Origin of the sequence: Streptomyces sp. NBC_01474 (assembly GCF_035918215.1) — a bacterium.
GTDB lineage: Bacteria > Actinomycetota > Actinomycetes > Streptomycetales > Streptomycetaceae > Streptomyces > Streptomyces aureus.
The window spans coordinates 4,189,883-4,209,166 of sequence record NZ_CP109449.1 but is presented as its reverse complement, the minus strand read 5'-3'; the positions used below and the strand labels follow the sequence as shown (position 1 = coordinate 4,209,166).

18 protein-coding genes are annotated in these 19,284 nt (G+C 71.8%); 11 read left to right on the top strand and 7 right to left on the bottom strand.

Translation table 11 applies throughout. From position 1 onward, the window contains the following. Positions 1-40: 40 nt before the first annotated feature. Together scy and mce are read right to left on the bottom strand one after the other, a co-directional pair. Positions 41-4,129, bottom strand: a complete 4,089-nt coding sequence (gene scy / locus OG758_RS19165) for a polarized growth protein Scy (RefSeq protein WP_326711140.1) — start codon at positions 4,127-4,129, stop codon at positions 41-43. Between the two features lie 208 nt (positions 4,130-4,337). Then, complete coding sequence (gene mce / locus OG758_RS19160; protein ID WP_100595983.1) at positions 4,338-4,778, bottom strand: methylmalonyl-CoA epimerase; 441 nt, start codon at positions 4,776-4,778, stop codon at positions 4,338-4,340. A gap of 137 nt (positions 4,779-4,915) precedes the next feature. On the opposite strand from mce, the gene OG758_RS19155 reads away from it, so the two are divergent. The 3 genes from OG758_RS19155 (at position 4,916) to OG758_RS19145 (ending at position 8,580) form a co-directional block, all read left to right on the top strand. Next, the gene (locus tag OG758_RS19155) at positions 4,916-6,118 is read left to right on the top strand and encodes an acetyl-CoA C-acetyltransferase (protein ID WP_326711139.1); all 1,203 of its coding nucleotides are present in this window, start codon (positions 4,916-4,918) and stop codon (positions 6,116-6,118) included. Positions 6,119-6,191: 73 nt separating this feature from the next. Beyond that, the gene (gene meaB, locus OG758_RS19150; RefSeq protein WP_116509816.1) at positions 6,192-7,148 is read left to right on the top strand and encodes a methylmalonyl Co-A mutase-associated GTPase MeaB; all 957 of its coding nucleotides are present in this window, start codon (positions 6,192-6,194) and stop codon (positions 7,146-7,148) included. Positions 7,149-7,329: 181 nt separating this feature from the next. After that, on the top strand, positions 7,330-8,580 hold the full coding sequence (locus OG758_RS19145; RefSeq protein WP_326711138.1) for an MFS transporter: 1,251 nt from the start codon (positions 7,330-7,332) through the stop codon (positions 8,578-8,580). A 37-nt stretch (positions 8,581-8,617) separates the two neighbouring features. Here OG758_RS19145 and OG758_RS19140 read toward each other — a convergent pair whose 3' ends face one another. After that, entirely contained in the window at positions 8,618-9,466 is an 849-nt protein-coding gene (locus OG758_RS19140; RefSeq protein WP_326711137.1) for a PepSY domain-containing protein, read from the bottom strand. Positions 9,467-9,606: 140 nt separating this feature from the next. On the opposite strand from OG758_RS19140, the gene OG758_RS19135 reads away from it, so the two are divergent. Both OG758_RS19135 and OG758_RS19130 read left to right on the top strand, forming a co-directional pair. Continuing rightward, positions 9,607-10,272, top strand: coding sequence for a response regulator transcription factor (locus OG758_RS19135; protein WP_326711136.1), 666 nt, complete (start codon positions 9,607-9,609; stop codon positions 10,270-10,272). After that, positions 10,269-11,777, top strand: a complete 1,509-nt coding sequence (locus OG758_RS19130; protein WP_326711135.1) for a sensor histidine kinase — start codon at positions 10,269-10,271, stop codon at positions 11,775-11,777. The genes OG758_RS19135 and OG758_RS19130 overlap by 4 nt, the downstream gene beginning before the upstream one ends. Positions 11,778-11,819: 42 nt before the next feature. On the opposite strand, the gene OG758_RS19125 is transcribed toward OG758_RS19130, so the two are convergent. The 4 genes from OG758_RS19125 to OG758_RS19110 form a co-directional block, all read right to left on the bottom strand. Further along, on the bottom strand, positions 11,820-12,296 hold the full coding sequence (locus OG758_RS19125; protein ID WP_326711134.1) for a MarR family winged helix-turn-helix transcriptional regulator: 477 nt from the start codon (positions 12,294-12,296) through the stop codon (positions 11,820-11,822). Positions 12,297-12,412: 116 nt separating this feature from the next. After that, positions 12,413-13,186, bottom strand: coding sequence for an AIM24 family protein (locus OG758_RS19120; RefSeq protein WP_326711133.1), 774 nt, complete (start codon positions 13,184-13,186; stop codon positions 12,413-12,415). Then, a complete protein-coding gene (locus tag OG758_RS19115; RefSeq protein WP_326711132.1) occupies positions 13,183-13,833 on the bottom strand; it encodes an AIM24 family protein in 651 nt (216 codons plus the stop codon). The genes OG758_RS19120 and OG758_RS19115 overlap by 4 nt, the downstream gene beginning before the upstream one ends. A gap of 1 nt (position 13,834) precedes the next feature. Beyond that, a complete protein-coding gene (locus OG758_RS19110; protein ID WP_326711131.1) occupies positions 13,835-14,473 on the bottom strand; it encodes an AIM24 family protein in 639 nt (212 codons plus the stop codon). 163 nt (positions 14,474-14,636) lie between these two features. On the opposite strand from OG758_RS19110, the gene OG758_RS19105 reads away from it, so the two are divergent. The 6 genes from OG758_RS19105 (at position 14,637) to OG758_RS19080 (ending at position 19,269) form a co-directional block, all read left to right on the top strand. Then, positions 14,637-14,981 carry a DUF3817 domain-containing protein gene (locus OG758_RS19105; RefSeq protein ID WP_326711130.1) on the top strand — a complete coding sequence of 115 codons (345 nt, stop codon included), beginning with the start codon at positions 14,637-14,639 and terminating at the stop codon, positions 14,979-14,981. Continuing rightward, on the top strand, positions 14,978-15,274 hold the full coding sequence (locus tag OG758_RS19100; RefSeq protein ID WP_116509796.1) for an MTH1187 family thiamine-binding protein: 297 nt from the start codon (positions 14,978-14,980) through the stop codon (positions 15,272-15,274). Before OG758_RS19105 ends, OG758_RS19100 begins: the two co-directional genes overlap by 4 nt. Before the next feature lie 124 nt (positions 15,275-15,398). Continuing rightward, the gene (locus OG758_RS19095) at positions 15,399-15,908 is read left to right on the top strand and encodes a MarR family winged helix-turn-helix transcriptional regulator (protein WP_326711129.1); all 510 of its coding nucleotides are present in this window, start codon (positions 15,399-15,401) and stop codon (positions 15,906-15,908) included. Positions 15,909-15,951: 43 nt separating this feature from the next. Then, positions 15,952-16,290, top strand: a complete 339-nt coding sequence (locus tag OG758_RS19090) for a DUF3817 domain-containing protein (protein WP_227297261.1) — start codon at positions 15,952-15,954, stop codon at positions 16,288-16,290. 93 nt (positions 16,291-16,383) lie between these two features. After that, the gene (locus OG758_RS19085; RefSeq protein WP_326715961.1) at positions 16,384-18,084 is read left to right on the top strand and encodes an acyl-CoA mutase large subunit family protein; all 1,701 of its coding nucleotides are present in this window, start codon (positions 16,384-16,386) and stop codon (positions 18,082-18,084) included. 96 nt (positions 18,085-18,180) lie between these two features. Then, positions 18,181-19,269 (top strand): alpha/beta fold hydrolase, encoded by a 1,089-nt coding sequence (locus OG758_RS19080; RefSeq protein WP_326711128.1) that lies wholly within the window; start codon positions 18,181-18,183, stop codon positions 19,267-19,269. Positions 19,270-19,284 lie beyond the last annotated feature (15 nt).

Sequence of the window (19,284 nt, the reverse complement as noted above, 5' to 3'; positions counted from 1 at the left end):
CGCCGAAGGTCCTTTCCAAGCACGCCCGTTGCTGTTCTGGCTACCCTTCCGACCCCTTGCCACCCGATCGGGTAGCCCCGGCTGCGGCTCCCGCCTTGACGGCACCCTCCTTGGTCCCGCCGCCGGCGGACGGGGCCTCGAAGGACTCCAACGCCTCCAGGACGTCCTGGACGCGGGAGATCTCGGCGTTGATGTCCTCGCGGCGGCGGACCAGGACCTCCAGCTCGCGCTTGCCCTCGGTGACCGTGCGCTCCGCCTCCGCCTGCGCCTCGGACAGGACGCGCTCGGCCTCGCGGGTCAGCTCGGTCTTCTTCGCCCCGGCCTCCTTGAGTAGACCCTCGGCCTTCTTCACGGCGGCGATCCGGACCTTGCTCGCCTCCGAACCCGCCTCCGCGACCATCTCCTTGGCCTTCGCCTGCGCCTCGGTGAGCTGCTCCTCGGCGGCCTTCACCAGCGCGTCGCACCGCTCGCCGGCCGTCTTCATGGCCTCGGCGGACTCGCGCCGCGCCCGCTCGTGCAGTTCGTCGATCTCGCCGGTGACGCGCTCGCGCAGTTCCTCGGCGCGCTCCCTGATCGCCGTCGCGTCGCGGCGCGCGCCGACGAGCAACTCGTCCGCGTCCGTACGGGACTTCTCCACCAGGGAGTTGCCCTCGACGGTCGCCTCGGAGACCAGCCGGTCGGCCTCCTTGCGGGCCGCGCCGACCATCATGTCGGCCTGCGACTCGGCGTCCGCGGTCGCCTTCAGCGCGGCCTGCTGCGCCTCGGACGTCAGCTTCTCGGCCTCCGCGCTCGCCTCCGTGATGAGCTTGTCGACCTGCTCGGCGGCCTCCGAGCGGCGCTTGTTGGCGTCCTTGCGGGTCTCGTCGAGGGTCCGCTCGGCCTCGGCGCGCGCCGAGGACGTGAGCCGCTCGGCCTCCTGAGCCGCCTCCGTCTTGACGCGCTCCGACTCGCTGCGGATCCGCTCGGCGTGCTGCTGCGCGGACCCGACGGTCTCGGCCGCCTCGGCGCGCAGCCGCTCGGCGTCCCCGGCCGCGTCCGCGATGAGCTGCTCGGCCCTGGCGACCGACTCGGCGCGCACCCGCTCGGCCTCGGTGAGGGTCTCGTTCGTGAGCTGATCGGCCGCGGTGGTGGACTCCGCGTGCAGCCTGGCGGCCTCGGCCGTGGCGTTGCCGACGAGCTGCTCGGCGCGGGCGACGGACTCCGAACGGACGCGCTCCGCCTCGGCGTTGGTCTCGTTCGTGAGGCGCTCGGCGGCCTCCGTGGCGTCGCCGACGCGCTTCTCGGCCGCGGCCGTCGACTCGGCGCGGACGCGCTCCGCCTCGGTGTTCGTCTCGTGGGTGAGGCGCTCGGCCTCGCTCGTGGCCTCCGTGATGAGGGTGTCCGCCTGCGTGGCGGCGTCCGAACGGATCCGGTTGGCGTCCTCGCGGGCGTCGGCCCGGGCGCGGGACGCGTCCTGCTCGGCCGACGCGAGCCGCTCGGAGACCTCCGTGCGAACCCGCTGGGCGTGCTCCGACGCCTCGGACCGCATCCGCTCCGACTCGGTGATCGCCTCCGAAACCGTGCGCTCCGCAAGGGACTTGGCGGCCTCCGACTCGGCGGCGGCCTCGCCGCGCACGCGGTTGGCGTCGTCGGTGGCGCGCTCGCGCTCCATGTACGCGTCGGCGCGGACCCGGTCGGCCTCCTCCTGCGCCTCGTGCCTGGTGCGCTCGGCCGCGTGCTCCGCGGCGCTGCGCAGGCCCGCGATCTCCTCCTGCGCCTGCTCCTGGAGCCCGGACACGGAGTCGCGCACCTGCTGCGCGGTCTGCTCGGCGGCGCCGACCATCTCGGTGGAGCGCCGGTCGGCCTCCTCCACGAGACGTACGGCCTCTGCCTGCGCCTCCTCGACACGGGCACGGGCGACCGCGAGGAGTTCCTCGCTCTGCTCGCGGGCCCGCTCGCGCTCCTGGTCGGCCTCCTGGCGCGCGGAACCGAGAGTCTCCTCGGCCTCGCGGCGGCGCCTGGCGGCCTCCTCCTGGGCGGCGGACAGCGCCTCCGCGGCCTCCGCGGCGACCCGCTCGGCCGCGGCCGCGGCCTCCGCGCGCACCCGGTCCGCGCTCTCCTGCGCCTCCGACTTGAGCCGCTCGGCCTCGGCCGCGGCCTCGGACCGCAGCCGTACGGCGACGTTCTCCGCCTCGGCGCGGGTCCCGGACGCGTCCGACGCGGCCTCGGTGCGCAGCCGGTCGGCCTCCGTCTCGGCCTGCGCCTGGAGCGTACGGATCCGCTCGGCGGCCTCGGCGCGCAGCCGCTCCGTCTCGTCCGCGGTCTCGCGGCGGATGCGCTCCGATTCGGCCCGCGCGTCGGTGAGTGCGGTCTCGGACGCCGTCAGGCGCTGCTCGGCCTCGGTGTGCAGCCGGGTCAGCTCGTCGGCGGCCTCCGCCTGCCGGGCCGCGACCGCGCGCTCGGTGTCCTCGCGCAGCTCCTGCGCGGCCCGCTCGGCCTCCGCCTTGGTGGCCTCGGCCTGCTCGCCGGCCTCCTCGCGGTGCCGCTCGGCCTCGGCGCGGGTGCGCTCCAGGGTCTCCTCGGCCTGCTTGCGCAGGTTCGTGGCGCGCTCGATGGCCTCGGTGCGGACCCGCTCGCTCTCGGTCTGCGCGCCGGCCCGCAGCTCGTCCGCGTCCGCCTTCGCCTTGCCGAGCAGCTCCTCGGCGGTCCTGGCCGCCTCCTCGATCTGCTGGACGGCCTCGCGGCGGGCCTCGCTGCGGATCCGCTCGCCCTCGTCGACCGCCTCGGCCCGCAGCTGCTCGGCCTCGCCGCGCAGCCGGCGGGCCTCCTCCTGGAGCTCGACGGTCTTGGCGCGGTAGTCCTTGGTGTCGTCCTTCGCTGCGCCCTTGAGCTGCTCGGCGATGTCGTGCGCCTCGCCGCGCAGCCGGTCCGCCTCGGCCTCGGCCTCGCTGCGCAGCCGCTCGGCCTCCTCGGAGGCGGCCTTCATGGTGGCCTTGGCGTCCTCGGACGCCTTGTTGAGCACCTCTTCGGCCGTACGGGCGGCCTTGGCGAGCTGGGAGGCGGTCTCCTCGGCCGTGACGTTGCGTGCCTTCTCGCCCGCCTCGGCGAGGATCTTCTCCGCCTGCTCCTTGGCGTCGGTGACGACCTGCTCGGCCTCCGACTTGGTGGACTCGGCCTCCTTGGTGGCCTCCGAGACGAGCCGGGCGACCTGCTCCTTGGCGGTGCGCGTGCGCTGCTCGTTCGCCGACTCGGCGTTCGCGAGCTGCTTGGCCGCGGCGTCCTTCGCCTCGGTGAGGACCTTGTCCGCCGACGCGCGCGCCTCGCGCAGCGCCGTGTCGGCCTCGGACAGGCGCTGCTCGGCGGCGCGGCTCAGCTCGGCGGACTGACGGCGGGCCGTGTCCGACTCGGTGGCCGTGGACGAGCGCAGCTGCTCGGCGTGGTCGGTGGCTTCCTGCGCCTGCGTCGACGCGGCGTTCAGGAGGCGCTCGGCGTCGGTGCGGGCGCGGCGCAGCAGGGCCTCGGCCTCGGCGCGGGCGGTCTCGGCCTCCGACGTCAGGCGCTGGCGGGCCTCGGTGGCGACCCGCTCGGCCTCGGCGCGGGCGGCGGCGAGCGCCTGGTCGGCCTCGGCACGGGACTCGTCGACGAGCCGGCGGGCCTGCTGCTCGCTGCGGGAGCGCAGCTGCTCGGCCCACGCCACGTTCTCGTTGACGTGTGCCTCTACGGTCTGGCGGCGCTCGGCCAGCTCCTGGTCGAGCTGCTGGCGGCGCGAGACGGCCTCGGCGTGCAGCTCGGACTGGAGCCGGGACTGCTGCTCGGCGTGCTCCTGGAGGATGCGCTGCGTCTGGGCGCGGGCGTCGCGCAGCTCGCGCTCGGCGTCGGCGCGCAGCTGGTCTGCCTGGATCTGCGCGTTACGCAGCAGCTGCTCGGCCTGGTAGCCGATGTCCCCGCCGTCGTAGGCAGGACGGGACGCGAGGTTGCGGCGCGCCTCGTGCAGCTTGGCGCGCAACACCTCGACCTGGTAGCCCAGGTCCTCGGCGTGCTGGACCGCCTTCTCCCGCTCGGTCTTCAGCCGGTCCATCTCGGCCTCGAACCGCGAGAGATGGTCGGTCTCAGCCGGCCGCCGGCTGTCCTGGCTCTCGTAGCCCCGCACTGCGCGGTCCCATCCGTCCCCTGGTCGCAAGTCTCTCCAAACGAGCACCGTCCATCCGCCGAACGGGGCCCCCGGGGAATGGTGTCAGATCAACGGCGGAGCATGGGCTGCTGCCCCGTCGCTCGCCCCCCGAAACCCGGACCCCGGCCCGCGGCCGTCCGTGTGACGGACGGCCGCCCCCAACCCTACCGGCCCAGATATACGGAGGTCAGTGCTCAGGTGACTCAACCGGTGCGGAAGTGACGAGTTCGGTCAGTACGCCGTGGCAGTCCTTGGGGTGCAGGAAGGTGATGCGCGACCCCATCGAACCGATGCGCGGCTCGTCGTACAGGACGCGTACGCCCTTGCCCCTGATGTCCGCGGAGTCGGCGTCGACGTCCGCCGTGCCGAAGGCGATGTGGTGGACGCCCTCACCGTTCTTGGCCAGCCACTTCCCGACCGCGGAGTCCTCCCGGGTGGGTTCGAGGAGCTGGAGGTAGGAGGCCCCGCCGTCACTCGTCTCATTGATCTTGAGCATGGCCTCACGCACGCCCTGCTCCTCGTTCACCTCGGAGTGGAACACTTCGAAGCCGTAGGTAGCGCGGTAGAACTCAACGGTCTTGTCGAGGTCGAAACAGGCGATTCCGATGTGGTCGATTCGCGTCAGCATGCTGTAAGTGCAGCGCGGTCGGAGGTGGTTACGCAACGTGCGCGCGATCACACCGTTCGGCCGGTGACGTGGGGGGTACTGCTCAGTACATTCGAGTAAACCCTCGTTCACTCCTCATCTCCAAGGGGCCGTGCCTCATGTCTGGAACGACCGGTACCACCTCAGTGATCGTCGCGGGCGCCCGTACGCCCATGGGCCGGCTCCTCGGCTCGCTGAAGTCCTTCTCCGGAGCCGACCTCGGAGGGGTCGCCATCAAGGCGGCGCTCGACCGGGCCGGGATCGGCGGAGATCAGGTGCAGTACGTGATCATGGGCCAGGTGCTCCAGGCGGGGGCAGGGCAGATCCCCGCGCGCCAGGCGGCCGTCAAGGCCGGCATCCCCATGAACGTGCCGGCGCTGACCATCAACAAGGTGTGTCTCTCGGGCCTCGACGCCATCGCGCTCGCCGACCAGCTGATCCGCGCCGGCGAGTTCGACGTCGTCGTCGCGGGCGGCCAGGAGTCCATGACGAACGCGCCCCACCTGCTCCCCAAGTCCCGTGAGGGCTACAAGTACGGTGCCGTCGAGATGCTCGACGCGATGGCGTACGACGGCCTGACCGACTCCTTCGAGAACATCCCGATGGGTGAGTCGACGGAGAAGCACAACACCCGCCTCGGCATCAAGCGCCCCGAGCAGGACGAGATCGCCGCCCAGTCGCACCAGCGCGCCGCCGCCGCCCAGAAGAACGGCCTCTTCGAGGCGGAGATCACCCCCGTCGAGATCCCGCAGCGCAAGGGCGACCCGGTCCTGTTCAGCAAGGACGAGGGCATCCGCGCCGAGACGACCGCCGAGTCGCTCGGCAAGCTGCGGCCCGCGTTCGCCAAGGACGGCACGATCACGGCCGGCACCTCCTCGCAGATCTCCGACGGCGCCGCCGCGGTCGTCGTCATGAGCAAGGCGAAGGCGCAGGAGCTCGGCCTGGAGTGGATCGCGGAGATCGGCGCCCACGGGAACGTGGCGGGCCCCGACAACTCGCTCCAGTCGCAGCCGTCGAACGCCATCCGGCACGCCCTCAAGAAGGAGGGCCTGGGCGTCGAGGACCTCGACCTCGTCGAGATCAACGAGGCCTTCGCGGCCGTCGCCGTGCAGTCAATGAAGGACCTTGGCGTGTCCTCGGAAAAGGTGAACGTCAACGGAGGTGCGATCGCCCTCGGTCACCCGATCGGGATGTCCGGCGCCCGTGTCGTCCTGCACCTCGCGCTCGAGCTGAAGCGGCGCGGCGGCGGCGTCGGCGCGGCCGCGCTGTGCGGCGGCGGTGGCCAGGGTGACGCGCTGATCGTGCGCGTACCCAAGGCGTAACCCTTACGCCGGCACGTATGCCGGTACGCATGTCGGCACGTATGTCGGACGAAACCGAGTGAACGGAGCTGTGATGCAGGACGTCTCCACCCTGGTGGCCCAGGCCAGGGAAGGCCGGCCCAGGGCCGTGGCCCGGCTGATCTCCCTGGTGGAGGGGGCGTCCCCGCAGCTGCGCGAGGTGATGGCGGCGCTGGCCCCGCTCGCGGGGCACGCGTACGTCGTCGGGCTGACCGGGTCGCCGGGCGTGGGCAAGTCCACGTCCACGTCCGCCCTGGTCAGCGCCTACCGGCGGGCCGGGAAGCGGGTCGGTGTGCTCGCCGTCGACCCGTCGTCGCCGTTCAGCGGCGGCGCCCTGCTCGGTGACCGTGTCCGCATGTCGGAGCACGCGTCCGACCCCGGCGTGTACATCCGTTCCATGGCCACGCGCGGGCACCTGGGCGGGCTCGCGTGGGCCGCGCCGCAGGCGATCCGCGTGCTCGACGCGGCCGGCTGCGACGTCGTCCTCGTGGAGACGGTCGGCGTCGGCCAGTCCGAGGTCGAGATTGCCTCGCAGGCCGACACGTCCGTCGTCCTGCTCGCTCCCGGCATGGGCGACGGGATCCAGGCGGCCAAGGCCGGAATCCTGGAGATCGGCGACGTGTACGTCGTCAACAAGGCCGACCGCGACGGCGCGGACGCGACCGCGCGCGAGCTCAACCACATGCTGGGCCTCGGTGAGTCCCGGGGCGCCGGTGACTGGCGCCCGCCCATCGTCAAGACCGTCGCCGCCCGCGGCGAGGGCATCGACGAGGTCGTCGAGGCGCTCGAGAAGCACCGGGCGTGGATGGAGGAGCACGGTGTCCTCCAGGAGCGCCGCCTCGCCCGCGCCTCCCGTGAGGTCGAGACGATCGCCGTCACGGCCCTGCGCGAGCGCATCGCGGACCTCCACGGCGACCGCCGTCTCAGCTCGCTGGCCGAGCGCATCGTGGCGGGCGAGCTCGACCCGTACCGGGCGGCGGACTCCCTCGTGGAGGGCTTGACGGAGGCCTGAGCGGCCGGTGGGGCGGAACCGTGCCGCGGTTCCGCCCATCGCCGACTCCCGCTGCCCGCTGGTACGTTGGGCGTATGTTCCTTCTCTGCGCGTAGGGCACGACCCGACCGCGACCACCGTCGAACGGTGACGTCGCGGCCCTCGGCGTCCGTGTGCCCTTCGTTCTGAGGAACTCCCACCCATGTCGTACGCAGCGCTCCTGCGCGTTCCCCATGCCCGCAGGACCTTCGGCGCCGCCCTGCTCGGGCGGCTCTCCTACGGGACCGTGTCCCTGTCCCTGATGCTCGCGGTGAAGTCCGCCACCGGCTCGTACACCGTCGCGGGCACGGCCATGGCGCTCTTCGGCGCCGCGAGCGTCTTCCTCTCCCCCCTGAGAGCGCTCCTCATCGACCGGTACGGGCCGCGCCGCGCGCTTCCGCCGATGACGGGGGCGTACGCCGTCCTGCTCGGCGTGCTCGCGGCGCTGACCTGGCGGCCGGGGGGCTCCGGGCTCCTGCTCGGTGTCGCCGCCCTCGCCGCCGGCGCGTGCACTCCGCCCCTCGGCCCGACCATGCGGACCGTGTGGAGCGAACTCGTCGGCCGGCGCGAGGGGTTGCTCCAGCGCGCGTACAGCCTCGACGGGGTGGCCGAGGAGTTGCTGCTCGTGTCCGGCCCGCTCATCGTGGGCGTGGTCGTGCAGTTCGCCCCCGCGGCGTTCGGCGTCGCCCTCAGCGCGGTCCTGGTGGCGGTGGGAACCGCCGCTTTCGTGGCGTCCCCGGCCGTACGGGCCCTCACGGGCCGGGGCGCGGGGCGGCGCGGGCCCTCCGGCAAGACCTCGCCGGTGCGCGGCCTCGCGCAGCCATTGGTCGTCGCCGTGGGGGTCGGTCTCGCCCTCGGCGCCCTCGACCTGCTCGTCCTCGCCTTCGCCGACGCCCGTCAGCACGCCGACGCCGTGGCCTGGGTGATGGCCGCGCTCTCGGCGGGCAGCGCGGTCGGCGGCCTCGCGAATGGCGCCATCACCTGGTCCACCCCCGCCCGCGTCCGGCTGCCGTTCCTCGCCGCGGGGCTCGCCGCCGCGCTGGGGGCGGCGGCGCTCGCGCCGGGCCTGCTGACGCTCGGCGCGGCGGCCGTGACGGCGGGCCTCTTCGTCGCGCCCGCCCTGACGACCGCGTATCTCGTGGCGGACGAGACGGCCGGGCCGGCGTTCCGCACCCAGGCCGGGGCCTGGGTCAACACGGCGGTGAACGCCGGGATCTCGGCCGGCACGGCGGGAGCGGGCCTCCTGGTGGCCCGTCTCCCGCTCGCGGCCTGCTTCGCCGTGGCCGCGGCGGCGCCGGTCGCGGCGGCGGTGTGGGGGGTACGGGGTGTGCGCGGCGCCCGCAGGACGGCGGAAGCCGCGCCCGGGGACGGTGTCCCGGACGCGGCTCAGGAGACGGGCACGACGGCGCGATGAGCCGATCCGCGCCGAGCCGGGCTCGTCGGCGCCGACGTCAGTCGTCGTCGCCGTGGCGGCCGTGGTCGTCGTCGGCGTCGTGACTGCGGCCGTGGTCGCCGTGGTCGTCAACGGTGTCGTGGGTGGCGGTGTTGTCGCGGCCGTGGTCGTCACCGGCGTCGTGGGTGGCGCGTGTGGTGTTGTCGCGGCCGTGGTCGTCACCGGCGTCGGGGGTGGCGCGTGTGGTGTTGTCGCGGCCGTGGTCGTCGCCCGCGTCGTGGGTGGCGCGTGTGGTGTCGTCGCGGCCGTCGTCGCGGGACGAGCGGTCCGGGGTCACCGCGCCGGTCCGGAGGTCGACGCGCCAGTCGGCGTCGGTGCCGTTCGCCGCCGTGGTCTCGGCCTCCCAGGCGTGGGCCGTGCCGTCGTCGTCGAGGTCGATCTCGGTGACCGTCCCCTTCACGGCGGCGGCCCGTGCCGCGTCCTGCGCCGACGTCTGCGCGCCCTTCAGGGCGGCGGTGACGCGGGTCGTGTCGTCGTGGCGCGAGGTGTGCGAGCCGGTGACCTTGCCCGTGGCGGGGTCGACGAGGACGTCGTGCCACGTCGTGCCGTTCAGGACCTCGACCTCCCAGACCACGTGGTCGTTCTCGTCGTCGAGCTCGGCGGAGACCGCCGTGCCGGGCACCGACTTGAGGGCGGCGGCGATGGCGTCCGAGGCCGTCACCTTCGCGGTCTTCAGCTCGGTGACGTGCTCCGCGCGGTTGTCGTCGTGCCCCGTGCCCCGCGACGTGGTCGACGTGCCCGCCGACGTGGTGTCGTCGTCGCCGCCCGAGACCGCGACGGCGGTCGCGGTGCCGCCACCGATCAGGGCCACGGCGGCGATGGTGGCGATCACGATGTTGCGCTTCATGAGGGATCCTCCCCGAGACGATTCCCGGCCCACCGGACATCCGGTGCGCTTCGACGAGGACCACAGTGGCCGACCGATGCTGAAGCCCCGCTGAAGGAACCTGAAGACTTCTTCAGGTTCCGTTTGCGACCCTGGCCCGCATGCGCCTGCTCATCGTGGAAGACGAAAAGCGTCTCGCCCTGTCCCTCGCCCGGGGCCTGACGGCGGAGGGGTTCGCCGTCGACGTCGTCCACGACGGCCTCGAAGGGCTCCATCGGGCGGGAGAGGGCGCGTACGACCTGGTCGTCCTCGACATCATGCTGCCGGGCATGAACGGCTACCGCGTCTGCGCCGCCCTGCGCGCCGCCGGCCACGACGTGCCGATCCTCATGCTCACCGCCAAGGACGGCGAGTACGACGAGGCGGAAGGGCTCGACACGGGCGCCGACGACTACCTCACCAAGCCGTTCTCGTACGTCGTCCTCGTTGCCCGCGTGAAGGCGCTGCTGCGGCGGCGCGGCACCGGCGGCGGCTCGTCCGTCCGTACGCTCGGCCCGCTGCGGGTCGACACCGGCGCGCGCCGCGTCCTGCACGGCGAGACCGAAGTGCCGCTCACCGCAAAGGAGTTCGCGGTCCTTGAGCAGCTGGTGGTGCGGGCCGGCGAGGTCGTCTCGAAGGCGGAGATCCTGGAGCACGTCTGGGACTTCGCGTACGAGGGCGACCCGAACATCGTCGAGGTATACGTCAGTACCCTGCGCAAGAAGCTGGGTGCGGAGCTGATCCGGACCGTGCGCGGCGCGGGCTACCGCCTGGAGACGCCGCGATGAGGCGCCGGCTGTTCGGATCCGTACGGGCCAGAGCCACGCTCGGCGCGACCCTCGTCGTCGCCGTGGCGCTCCTCGCCGCCGGCGCGTCCGTGCTGCTCGCGCTGCGGTCCAACCTCACCGACCAGGCGTCGAGCGAGGCGGAGTCCTCCGCCCGCAAGGTCGCCGTGTCGATCGCGACGGGCACCGCGCCCGCCGCCCTCGAACTCCCGGACGGGGATGACACCCCGGTGCAGGTCGTGGACGGTGACGGCCGGCTTCTGGCCGCCGGCGAGGACCTGGAGCGGATCAGCGGGACCGGCTCGTCCGCCGTCAAGCCGGTGACCCCGCCGGTCGACGACGACGGTGGCGATGACGGCGGAGGTGACGACGACGGCGGCTCCGACCGCCATGGGGGCAACGGCAACGGCAACGGCAACGGCAAAGGCAAGGGAGGGGGCGGGGACGACGACTCGTACGCGTACGGGGAGATCGCCGACGACGCCGAGGGCGGCAAGGGCTCGGCCACCGTCGACGGGGAGACCCGGGACTACCGGTTCGCCGCGCTGGAGGTGAAGAACACCAGGCAGGGCGACCTCACCGTCTACGCGGGCGCCTCGCTGTCCGCCGAGCAGAGCGCCGTCGGCACCGCGCTGACGGTCATGCTGATCGGCTTCCCGGTGCTGCTCGGCGTCGTCGGCGCGGTCACCTGGCTGGTGACCCGCAGGGCGTTGCGCCCCGTCGAGGGCATCCGGAGCGAGATGTCGGCGATCACGGCGTCGCAGGACCTGGCGCGCCGCGTGCCGGAGCCGGCCACGCACGACGAGGTGGCGCGCCTCGCGCGGACCACGAACGAGACGCTCGCCGCGCTGGAGACGTCCGTGGAGCGCCAGCGCCGGTTCGTCGCCGACGCCTCGCACGAGCTGCGCAGCCCCATCGCGTCGCTGCGCACCCAGCTCGAAGTGGGCGCCGCCCACCCCGAACTGCTCGACGTGGACGGGGCGGTGGCCGACACGGTGCGGCTCCAGGAACTCGCCGCGGGGCTTCTGCTGCTCGCCCGGCTCGACGCGGGGGAGCGGCCGGGGGAGGCGCGGGTCGATCTGGCCACGCTGGCCGGCGAGGAGCTGTCGCAGCGTCCGGCGGGCCGCGTCGCGGTCCGGACGCACCTCGAACCCGTCGAAGTGGCGGGCTCGCGCAGTCAGTTGGCGCGGGTGGTCGGGAATCTGCTGGACAACGCGCAGCGTCACGCCCGGTCCCGTGTGGACATCGCCGTGCGGGCCGAGGGGCCGTGGGCGGTCGTCGAGGTCGGGGACGACGGCGCGGGCGTGCCGGAGGCGGAGCGGGAGCGGATCTTCGAGAGGTTCGTGCGCCTGGACGACGCGCGGGCCCGGGACGACGGCGGGGCGGGTCTGGGACTCGCCATCGCCAGGGACGTCGCCGTGCGGCACGGCGGCGCCCTGACGGTCCGCTCGTCGCCCGCGGGCGGAGCGCTCTTCGAACTCAGGCTGCCGGTGGCGCCGGTGGCCTGAGACCGGTGGACGGGGAAGATCGGCGTTCCCCGTTCGCAATGGTCACGGTTTGCCGCGCTGCGAACGCAGATGTTCGGCGATCGGGGTCAGGGCCTTGTGGAGGGCGTCGAGCTCCTCCGGGGAGATCAGGTCGACGAAGTGCCGCCGTACGGACGCCACGTGGTGCGGGGCGACCTTCTTCATGGTCTCCATGCCGTCCTCGGTCAGGACGGTGTAGAGGCCGCGGCGGTCGGACTCGCAGTTCTCACGGCGGACGAGTCCGGCGTTCTCCATGCGGGTGATCTGATGGGAGAGCCGGCTCTTGGACTGCAGGGTGGCGGTCGCGAGATCGCTCATGCGCATCCGGTGGTCGTCCGTCTCGGAGAGATGCACGAGGATGTCGTAGTCGTTCATCGTCAGGCCGAACGGCTGGAGGTCCCTCTCGAGCTGATACGTCAGCATCCTGTTGACCTCTACGTGCGTGCGCCAGGCGCACTGTTCCTCGTCGGTCAGCCAGCGTGTGGCCGTCTCGGTCTCCATATATTGATTCTACCTAAGAAGTTGAAATGCGAACGAAAGTGGGGGGTGTGACGCCTCCCACCCCCTTGTGGCACAAAGGGGTCACGCGTTCGACGTCACACTCCGCAGATTACCGCTCACAGTCCGAAGCGACGCTGGAGGTCGCCGAGCTGTCCGGGAAGACGCGGTGCCCCCGGCTGCTGTCCGGGCGCCCCCTGGCCACCTGGCACCCCTGCCTGCTGTGGCGCGGCGCCCGTCGCCTGTTCGGTCATCAACGTCTCCGTGGACTGCAGCAATACCGTCCCGGCGCCCACGAACTCGAACTGGTGCTCCTCTCCGGAGACGCCTCCGATGCCCGTCATCGCACGTAGACCGCCGATCACGCCCGTCAGATAGGAGTGGTCGTAGTGGTGGCAAGGTGACGGGCAGTCGGCCCAGCCGACCAGTGCCTGTGGATCTACGCGGATCGGCGGCTCCATGAAGACCACCGGGCCGTTCGAGGCCGCCACGAATTTGCCCGTGCCAATGAGTGTCAGAAAGCCGGGAACGATCGACTGCTTCAGCGCGAGAGTTGGCTGAAAAGCGAGCAGGTTGCCCGAGCGGATGGTCAGGTTCCCGTTCTCCAGGTCGTACGAGTTCACGTCGAAGGCCCGGTCGGCGAGCAGCATCTTGCCCGAGCCCTCCGCAACGACCCAGTCGCTCGCGTGCAGCGGGGAGTGGAAGGACGTCCGTACGAGGCGGTCGAGGCGGCCGTGCCCGATCCCGTTGAAGTCGATGCGCCCGTAGTAGGCGATCATCTTGCCCTTCTGCAGGAACCAGCTGCTGCCCTTGAGCTCCACGCAGAACGTGTACGCGTTCACATTGTCGTCGGCCGGCAGGGTGGCCGGGTCGAAGATCACCGGGGTGCTCACAGCTTCTCCTCCGAGGCCTGGACGTACACCGCGCCGCTGCCGCTGAGCTCCAGCTGGAACGCCTCGCCGGAGCCGCGCCCCACCATGTCGCGCCAGCCGAGGGCCGTCGACAGCTTGTTCCTCACGTCGCCGTGGTGCGCGACGTACGCCTGCGGGTCGACATGGACAGGGCGGCCCGGCGTGATCGGCAGCTCGATGACGCCGCCGTGCGCCATGACGGCGACCGCGCCGTGTCCCTTGAGGGTCGTGGTGAACAGGCCCTGCCCGGTGACCTGGCCGCGCACCATCCCCATGACGCCGCCCTGCGAGCCCATGAACATCGTGCCCTGCTGAAGACTCCCGTCGAAGGCGAGCAGCCGGTCCGCCTCCACGTAGAGGGTGTCCCCGGAGAGGGCTATCACCTGGACGTGATGGCCGCCGTGCCCGAACAGGACGGTGCCGCTGCCGTCCACGGTCATCAGCGGCGTCGCCTCGTTCGCCACGCGGCGCCCGATCATGGACATCACGCCGCCCTGGCCGCCCTGGACGCTGGGCGTGAAGATCACGTCCCCTTTGTAGGCGAGCATCGCGCCGCGCTGGCTGTAGATCCGCTGTCCGGGGGCGACCGTCGCCTCGACCATCTTCGAGTTGATCTCACGGAAGGGCATCTCACACGTCTCCCGCGATCGTGTTGCGCTCACTGGGCTGTACGTAGACCAGGCCGTCGCCCTCGAAGCGGATCTGGAAGGCCTCACCGCCGCCCTCACCCATGAACGTGCGGAACGTGACGCCCGACTGGAAGGACTGCCGCACATTCCCCTGATGTGCGATGTACGCGCCCGGGTCGACGGTCAGGGGGTGTTCCCGGCTGACACGGAGCGCGACCGCTGGGCCCTCACTCATGATCGCCGCCTGGCCGTGGCCCTCGACGGTCGTCGTGAACAGGCCGTTGCCCTGGGAGGCGCCGCGCACGCCGGTGAAGGACGTGCCGGTGCGCAGGCCCGCGTCCGTGCAGAGCAGATTGCTCGACTCGACGAAGAGCTTGTCGCCCCTCAGATTCACGACGCTGATCTCGCTCGCCCGGTCCGCGAACCAGCACGTGCCCTGCCCCTTCACCTCCATCACCGTCATCTCCTCGCCGGTGAGGCGGCGGGTCACCATGCCGCGGATGCCCTCGCCGCCGCCTGTCATCTTCTTGAACGCCATCCGGCCGTCGTACGCGACCATCGAGCCGTTCTTCGCCTTGACGCTGTCGCTCGTCATGTCGACGGCGAGCACTTTGCTGCCTTGGAGCCGGAACGTAGCCACGATGTGACGGTAATGGGCGAGATGCCCCCGTGACAGGGGTCCCGGCCCTGAGCGAACCCTGAGCGAACCCCGGGACATCCCCGATGCCACAATGGGCAGCGCTTGTGCTTACGTTCACAAGATCGAACGCCCGCCCCCTCACCGCTTCTGCCGAAGGTGCCCCGTGGACATCAAGACCGCCTCCGCACTCCGCCGACTCCGCCTGGTCTCCGCTCCTGAGGCCGTCTCCTTCCTGTTGCTCCTCGTCTGCTCGGTGCTGAAGCGGACCACGGAGTTCGACGCCGTCCCGGTCATGGGCATGGTGCACGGCGTCCTGTTCATCCTCTACGTGATCTTCTGGCTCGACGCGTGGAACCGTACGAAGTGGGGCTTCAAGGCCGGAGCCCTCTACTTCGTCCTCTCCGTCCTGCCGACCGGCGGCTTCTTCGCCGAGCGCAAGCTGAAGCGTGAGGCGGAGGCCGCGGTCATCGCGTCCCGCGCCCGCCAGGAGAAGGTCGTGAACGCATGATCGTCGCCTTCTCGGTCTCCCCGCTCGGCGTCGGCGAGGACGTCGGCGAGTACGTGGCCGACGCCGTCCGCGTCGTCCGCGAGTCCGGCCTCCCGAACCGCACCGACGCGATGTTCACCTCCATCGAGGGCGAGTGGGACGAGGTGATGGACGTCGTGAAGCGTGCCGTCGCCGCCGTCGAGGCGCGGGCCCCGCGGGTGTCCCTCGTGCTCAAGGCGGACATCCGCCCCGGTGTGACGGACGGCATGACGTCGAAGGTCGCGACGGTCGAGCGGCACCTCGCCGCCGAGTGACGCCCCGGAACCTGACCTCCGTGTGAAGCCCCGGCCCGGGTGGGCCGGGGCTTTCGCGCAGGGCTCAGGACCGAAGGGCGAGACGGGGCTGACCAGCATATGACCGGCCGGTAAGGTCTTGGGCGTGCCGAAGCCGCTCAGCCTTGCCTTCGATCCCATCGCCCGTGCAGACGAACTCTGGAAGCAGCGCTGGGGATCCGTGCCGTCCATGGGCGCGATCACCTCGATCATGCGCGCGCACCAGATCCTCCTCGCCGAGGTCGACGCGGTCGTGAAGCCGTACGGACTGACCTTCGCGCGCTACGAGGCGCTGGTGCTGCTCACCTTCTCCAAGGCCGGCGAGCTGCCGATGTCGAAGATCGGCGAGCGGCTCATGGTGCACCCGACCTCGGTCACGAACACGGTCGACCGCCTGGTGCGCTCCGGGCTCGTCGACAAGCGGCCCAACCCGAACGACGGACGCGGAACGCTGGCCTCCATCACCGCCAAGGGCCGCGAGGTCTGCGACGCCGCCACCCGCGACCTGATGGCGATGGACTTCGGGCTCGGGGCGTACGACGCCGAGGAGTGCGGAGAGATCTTCGCGATGCTGCGGCCGCTGCGGGTCGCCGCCCACGACTTCGACGAGGCCTGACCCGCGCGAAGATCGCGCAAAACGGGCCGTTACGCTCGTATCCATGAAACGAAGCGTGCTGACCCGGTACCGGGTGATGGCCTTTGTCACGGGCGTCCTGCTGGTCCTGCTGTGCCTCGGCATGATCGCCAAGTACGTGCTCGGCATCGACGGCGCGGCGGATGTCACGCGCGTCGTCGCCATCGCGCACGGCTGGCTGTACGTGATCTACCTGGTCTTCGCCTTCGACCTGGGCTCCAAGGCGAAGTGGCCGGTCGGCAAGCAGCTGTGGGTGCTGATCGCCGGCACGATCCCGACCGCCGCGTTCTTCGTGGAGCGGAAGGTCTCCCGCGAGCTGGACTCCAAGGTCGCCGACGGCGCCCCCGCCGTCGCCAAGGCCTGACGGACCGCGCCACTCCACCGCCCGCACGATGTGCGGGCGGTTTGCCATCGACATTTACTAGGACGTCCAAGTAAATTTGAAGGCATGGGAACCATGGACGCTGACGCCATCGAAGAGGGCCGCCGTCGCTGGCAGGCCCGGTACGACTCCGCCCGCAAGCGGGACGCCGACTTCTCGACGCTCTCCGGGGACCCGGTCGAACCGGCCTACGGGCCACGTCCCGGGGACACCTATGAGGGCTTCGAGCGGATCGGATGGCCCGGCGAGTACCCGTTCACGCGCGGCCTGTACCCGACCGGGTACCGGGGCCGTACGTGGACGATCCGGCAGTTCGCCGGGTTCGGGAACGCCGAGCAGACCAACGAGCGGTACAAGATGATCCTCGCCGCCGGCGGGGGAGGACTGAGCGTCGCGTTCGACATGCCGACGCTCATGGGGCGCGACTCCGACGACGCGCGCTCGCTCGGCGAGGTCGGGCACTGCGGTGTCGCCATCGACTCGGCCGCCGACATGGAGGTCCTGTTCAAGGACATCCCGCTCGGGGACGTCACGACGTCCATGACGATCTCGGGCCCCGCCGTGCCCGTCTTCTGCATGTACCTCGTGGCCGCCGAGCGTCAGGGCGTCGACCCGGCCGTCCTCAACGGCACGCTCCAGACCGACATCTTCAAGGAGTACATCGCGCAGAAGGAGTGGCTCTTCCAGCCCGAGCCGCATCTGCGCCTGATCGGCGACCTCATGGAGCACTGCGCGGCGGGCATCCCCGCGTACAAGCCGCTCTCGGTCTCCGGGTACCACATCCGCGAGGCCGGCTCCACGGCCGCGCAGGAGCTGGCGTACACGCTCGCCGACGGTTTCGGCTATGTGGAGCTCGGCCTGTCGCGCGGGCTCGACGTGGACGTCTTCGCGCCCGGCCTCTCCTTCTTCTTCGACGCGCACCTCGACTTCTTCGAGGAGATCGCCAAGTTCCGCGCCGCCCGCCGCATCTGGGCCCGCTGGATGCGGGACGTGTACGGGGCGAAGACCGACAAGGCGCAGTGGCTGCGCTTCCACACGCAGACCGCCGGGGTCTCCCTGACCGCGCAGCAGCCGTACAACAACGTCGTGCGGACTGCCGTCGAGGCGCTCGCGGCCGTGCTCGGCGGCACCAACTCGCTGCACACGAACGCCCTCGACGAGACCCTGGCGCTCCCTTCCGAGCAGGCCGCCGAGATCGCGCTGCGCACGCAGCAGGTCCTCATGGAGGAGACCGGCGTCGCCAACGTCGCGGACCCGCTGGGCGGTTCGTGGTTCGTGGAGCAGCTCACGGACCGGATCGAGGCCGACGCCGAGAAGATCTTCGAGCAGATCAAGGAGCGCGGCCTGCGCGCCCACCCGGACGGGCAGCACCCGATCGGGCCGATGACCTCGGGCATCCTGCGCGGCATCGAGGACGGCTGGTTCACCGGCGAGATCGCCGAGTCCGCGTTCCAGTACCAGAAGGCGCTGGAGAAGGGCGACAAGCGCGTCGTCGGCGTCAACGCGCACCACGGGTCCGTCACCGGCGACCTGGAGATCCTGCGGGTCAGCCACGAGGTCGAGCGCGAGCAGGTGCGCGAGCTCGGCGTGCGCAAGGCGGCCAGGGACGACGCCCGCGTGCGCTCCGCCCTCGACGAGATGCTGAAGGCCGCGCGCAACGGCGGCAACATGATCCCGCCCATGCTCGACGCCGTACGCGCCGAGGCCACCCTGGGCGAGATCTGCGGGGTGCTGCGCGACGAGTGGGGCGTGTACACCGAACCCGCCGGATTCTGACGGGAGTTCGCGCCGGGGGACGCAGTGGCAGGTGTCACCCGGCGCGGGCCGGGGTAGGCGCGGGCACGTCGATCGTCGCCTGCCCCTGGAGCTCCCGTGCGCCTGTCCGGACTCAACCGCACCACCACCACCGTCGGATGCGCCGCCCTCGCCCTGCTCGGCGGGATGGTCCTCGGCGGATCCGGGGCGGTGAGCGCGAGCCCGCCGGCCGAGCCGAAGGTACAGAACACCTTCGACCCGCTGGGCCCCGACGTACGCGCCGCGAAGCTGCCCTCCGGGCGTACGGCCCACTACACCGACTCGGGCCCGCGCGACGGCGTTCCGGTCCTCTACATAGGCGGCACCGGGACCAGCGCGCGGGCCGTCCACATGACCGACTTCTTCCGCACCACGCGCGCGGACCTGGGCCTGCGGCTGATCTCCGTCGAGCGCAACGGTTTCGGCGACACCGCGTACGATCCCGCCCTCGGCAAGGCCGACTTCGCGCGGGACGCCCTCGACGTGCTCGACCGCCTCGGCGTCGAGAAGTTCAGGATCGTCGCGATCTCCGGAGGCGGTCCCTACGCCGCCGAACTCGCCGCCCGCGCGCCCGGCCGCGTCTCCGCCCTGCACCTGGCCGCCGCCCTGCCCCCGTACGGCGAGAAGCCCGCGTACTGCGCGATGTCCGACGACGCGCTCGCCGCTGCCCTGAAGGATTCCATCACCGACCCGCGCAAGTGGTGGGCGTTCCCCGACGACAGCCCGGTCAAGTCCATCCCGGGCTTCGCGGACACTGCGTACGAGGACGGCGCCCGCACCTACAACCAGCGTGGCCAGCAGGCCGATCCGGCGCCGCAGGTCCACGAGCAGAGGCTGTACTGCGAGCGGCCGGGCCCCGACCTGTCGAAGCTGACGGCCCCCGTCCATCTGTACGGCGGCGACAAGGACACCACGGTCCCGCCGGCCACCCTCGCGACCTGGCGGCAGCAGTTCCCCGCGGACCGCGTCACGGTCCGCACCTACGCGGACTCCGCGCACGACGTGCAGTACCGCCACTGGGACCAGATCCTCGTGGACCTCGCCGGACACGGGGACCGCACGGTCGTGTGCCGGGCCTCGCACACCCGCGTCCTGCCGGCGGACGAGACGGCCCGACTGGTCGCCAAGAAGGGTGCCACGCTGGGCAGTTGCGCCTGGAACAGCTGACGGAGCTCGGCCTGA

Excerpts from the sequence above, each read along its gene's own strand:
- OG758_RS19140 (WP_326711137.1), bottom strand. The coding sequence starts at position 9,466 with ATGAAGCGCAACATCGTGATCGCCACCATCGCCGCCGTGGCCCTGATC.
- OG758_RS19155 (WP_326711139.1), top strand. The coding sequence starts at position 4,916 with ATGTCTGGAACGACCGGTACCACCTCAGTGATCGTCGCGGGCGCCCGT.
- OG758_RS19100 (WP_116509796.1), top strand. The coding sequence starts at position 14,978 with ATGATCGTCGCCTTCTCGGTCTCCCCGCTCGGCGTCGGCGAGGACGTC.
- OG758_RS19125 (WP_326711134.1), bottom strand. The coding sequence starts at position 12,296 with ATGGAGACCGAGACGGCCACACGCTGGCTGACCGACGAGGAACAGTGC.
- OG758_RS19130 (WP_326711135.1), top strand. The coding sequence starts at position 10,269 with ATGAGGCGCCGGCTGTTCGGATCCGTACGGGCCAGAGCCACGCTCGGC.
- OG758_RS19090 (WP_227297261.1), top strand. The coding sequence starts at position 15,952 with ATGAAACGAAGCGTGCTGACCCGGTACCGGGTGATGGCCTTTGTCACG.
- meaB (WP_116509816.1), top strand. The coding sequence starts at position 6,192 with ATGCAGGACGTCTCCACCCTGGTGGCCCAGGCCAGGGAAGGCCGGCCC.
- OG758_RS19135 (WP_326711136.1), top strand. The coding sequence starts at position 9,607 with ATGCGCCTGCTCATCGTGGAAGACGAAAAGCGTCTCGCCCTGTCCCTC.
- OG758_RS19145 (WP_326711138.1), top strand. The coding sequence starts at position 7,330 with ATGTCGTACGCAGCGCTCCTGCGCGTTCCCCATGCCCGCAGGACCTTC.
- OG758_RS19115 (WP_326711132.1), bottom strand. The coding sequence starts at position 13,833 with ATGCCCTTCCGTGAGATCAACTCGAAGATGGTCGAGGCGACGGTCGCC.
- OG758_RS19085 (WP_326715961.1), top strand. The coding sequence starts at position 16,384 with ATGGACGCTGACGCCATCGAAGAGGGCCGCCGTCGCTGGCAGGCCCGG.
- mce (WP_100595983.1), bottom strand. The coding sequence starts at position 4,778 with ATGCTGACGCGAATCGACCACATCGGAATCGCCTGTTTCGACCTCGAC.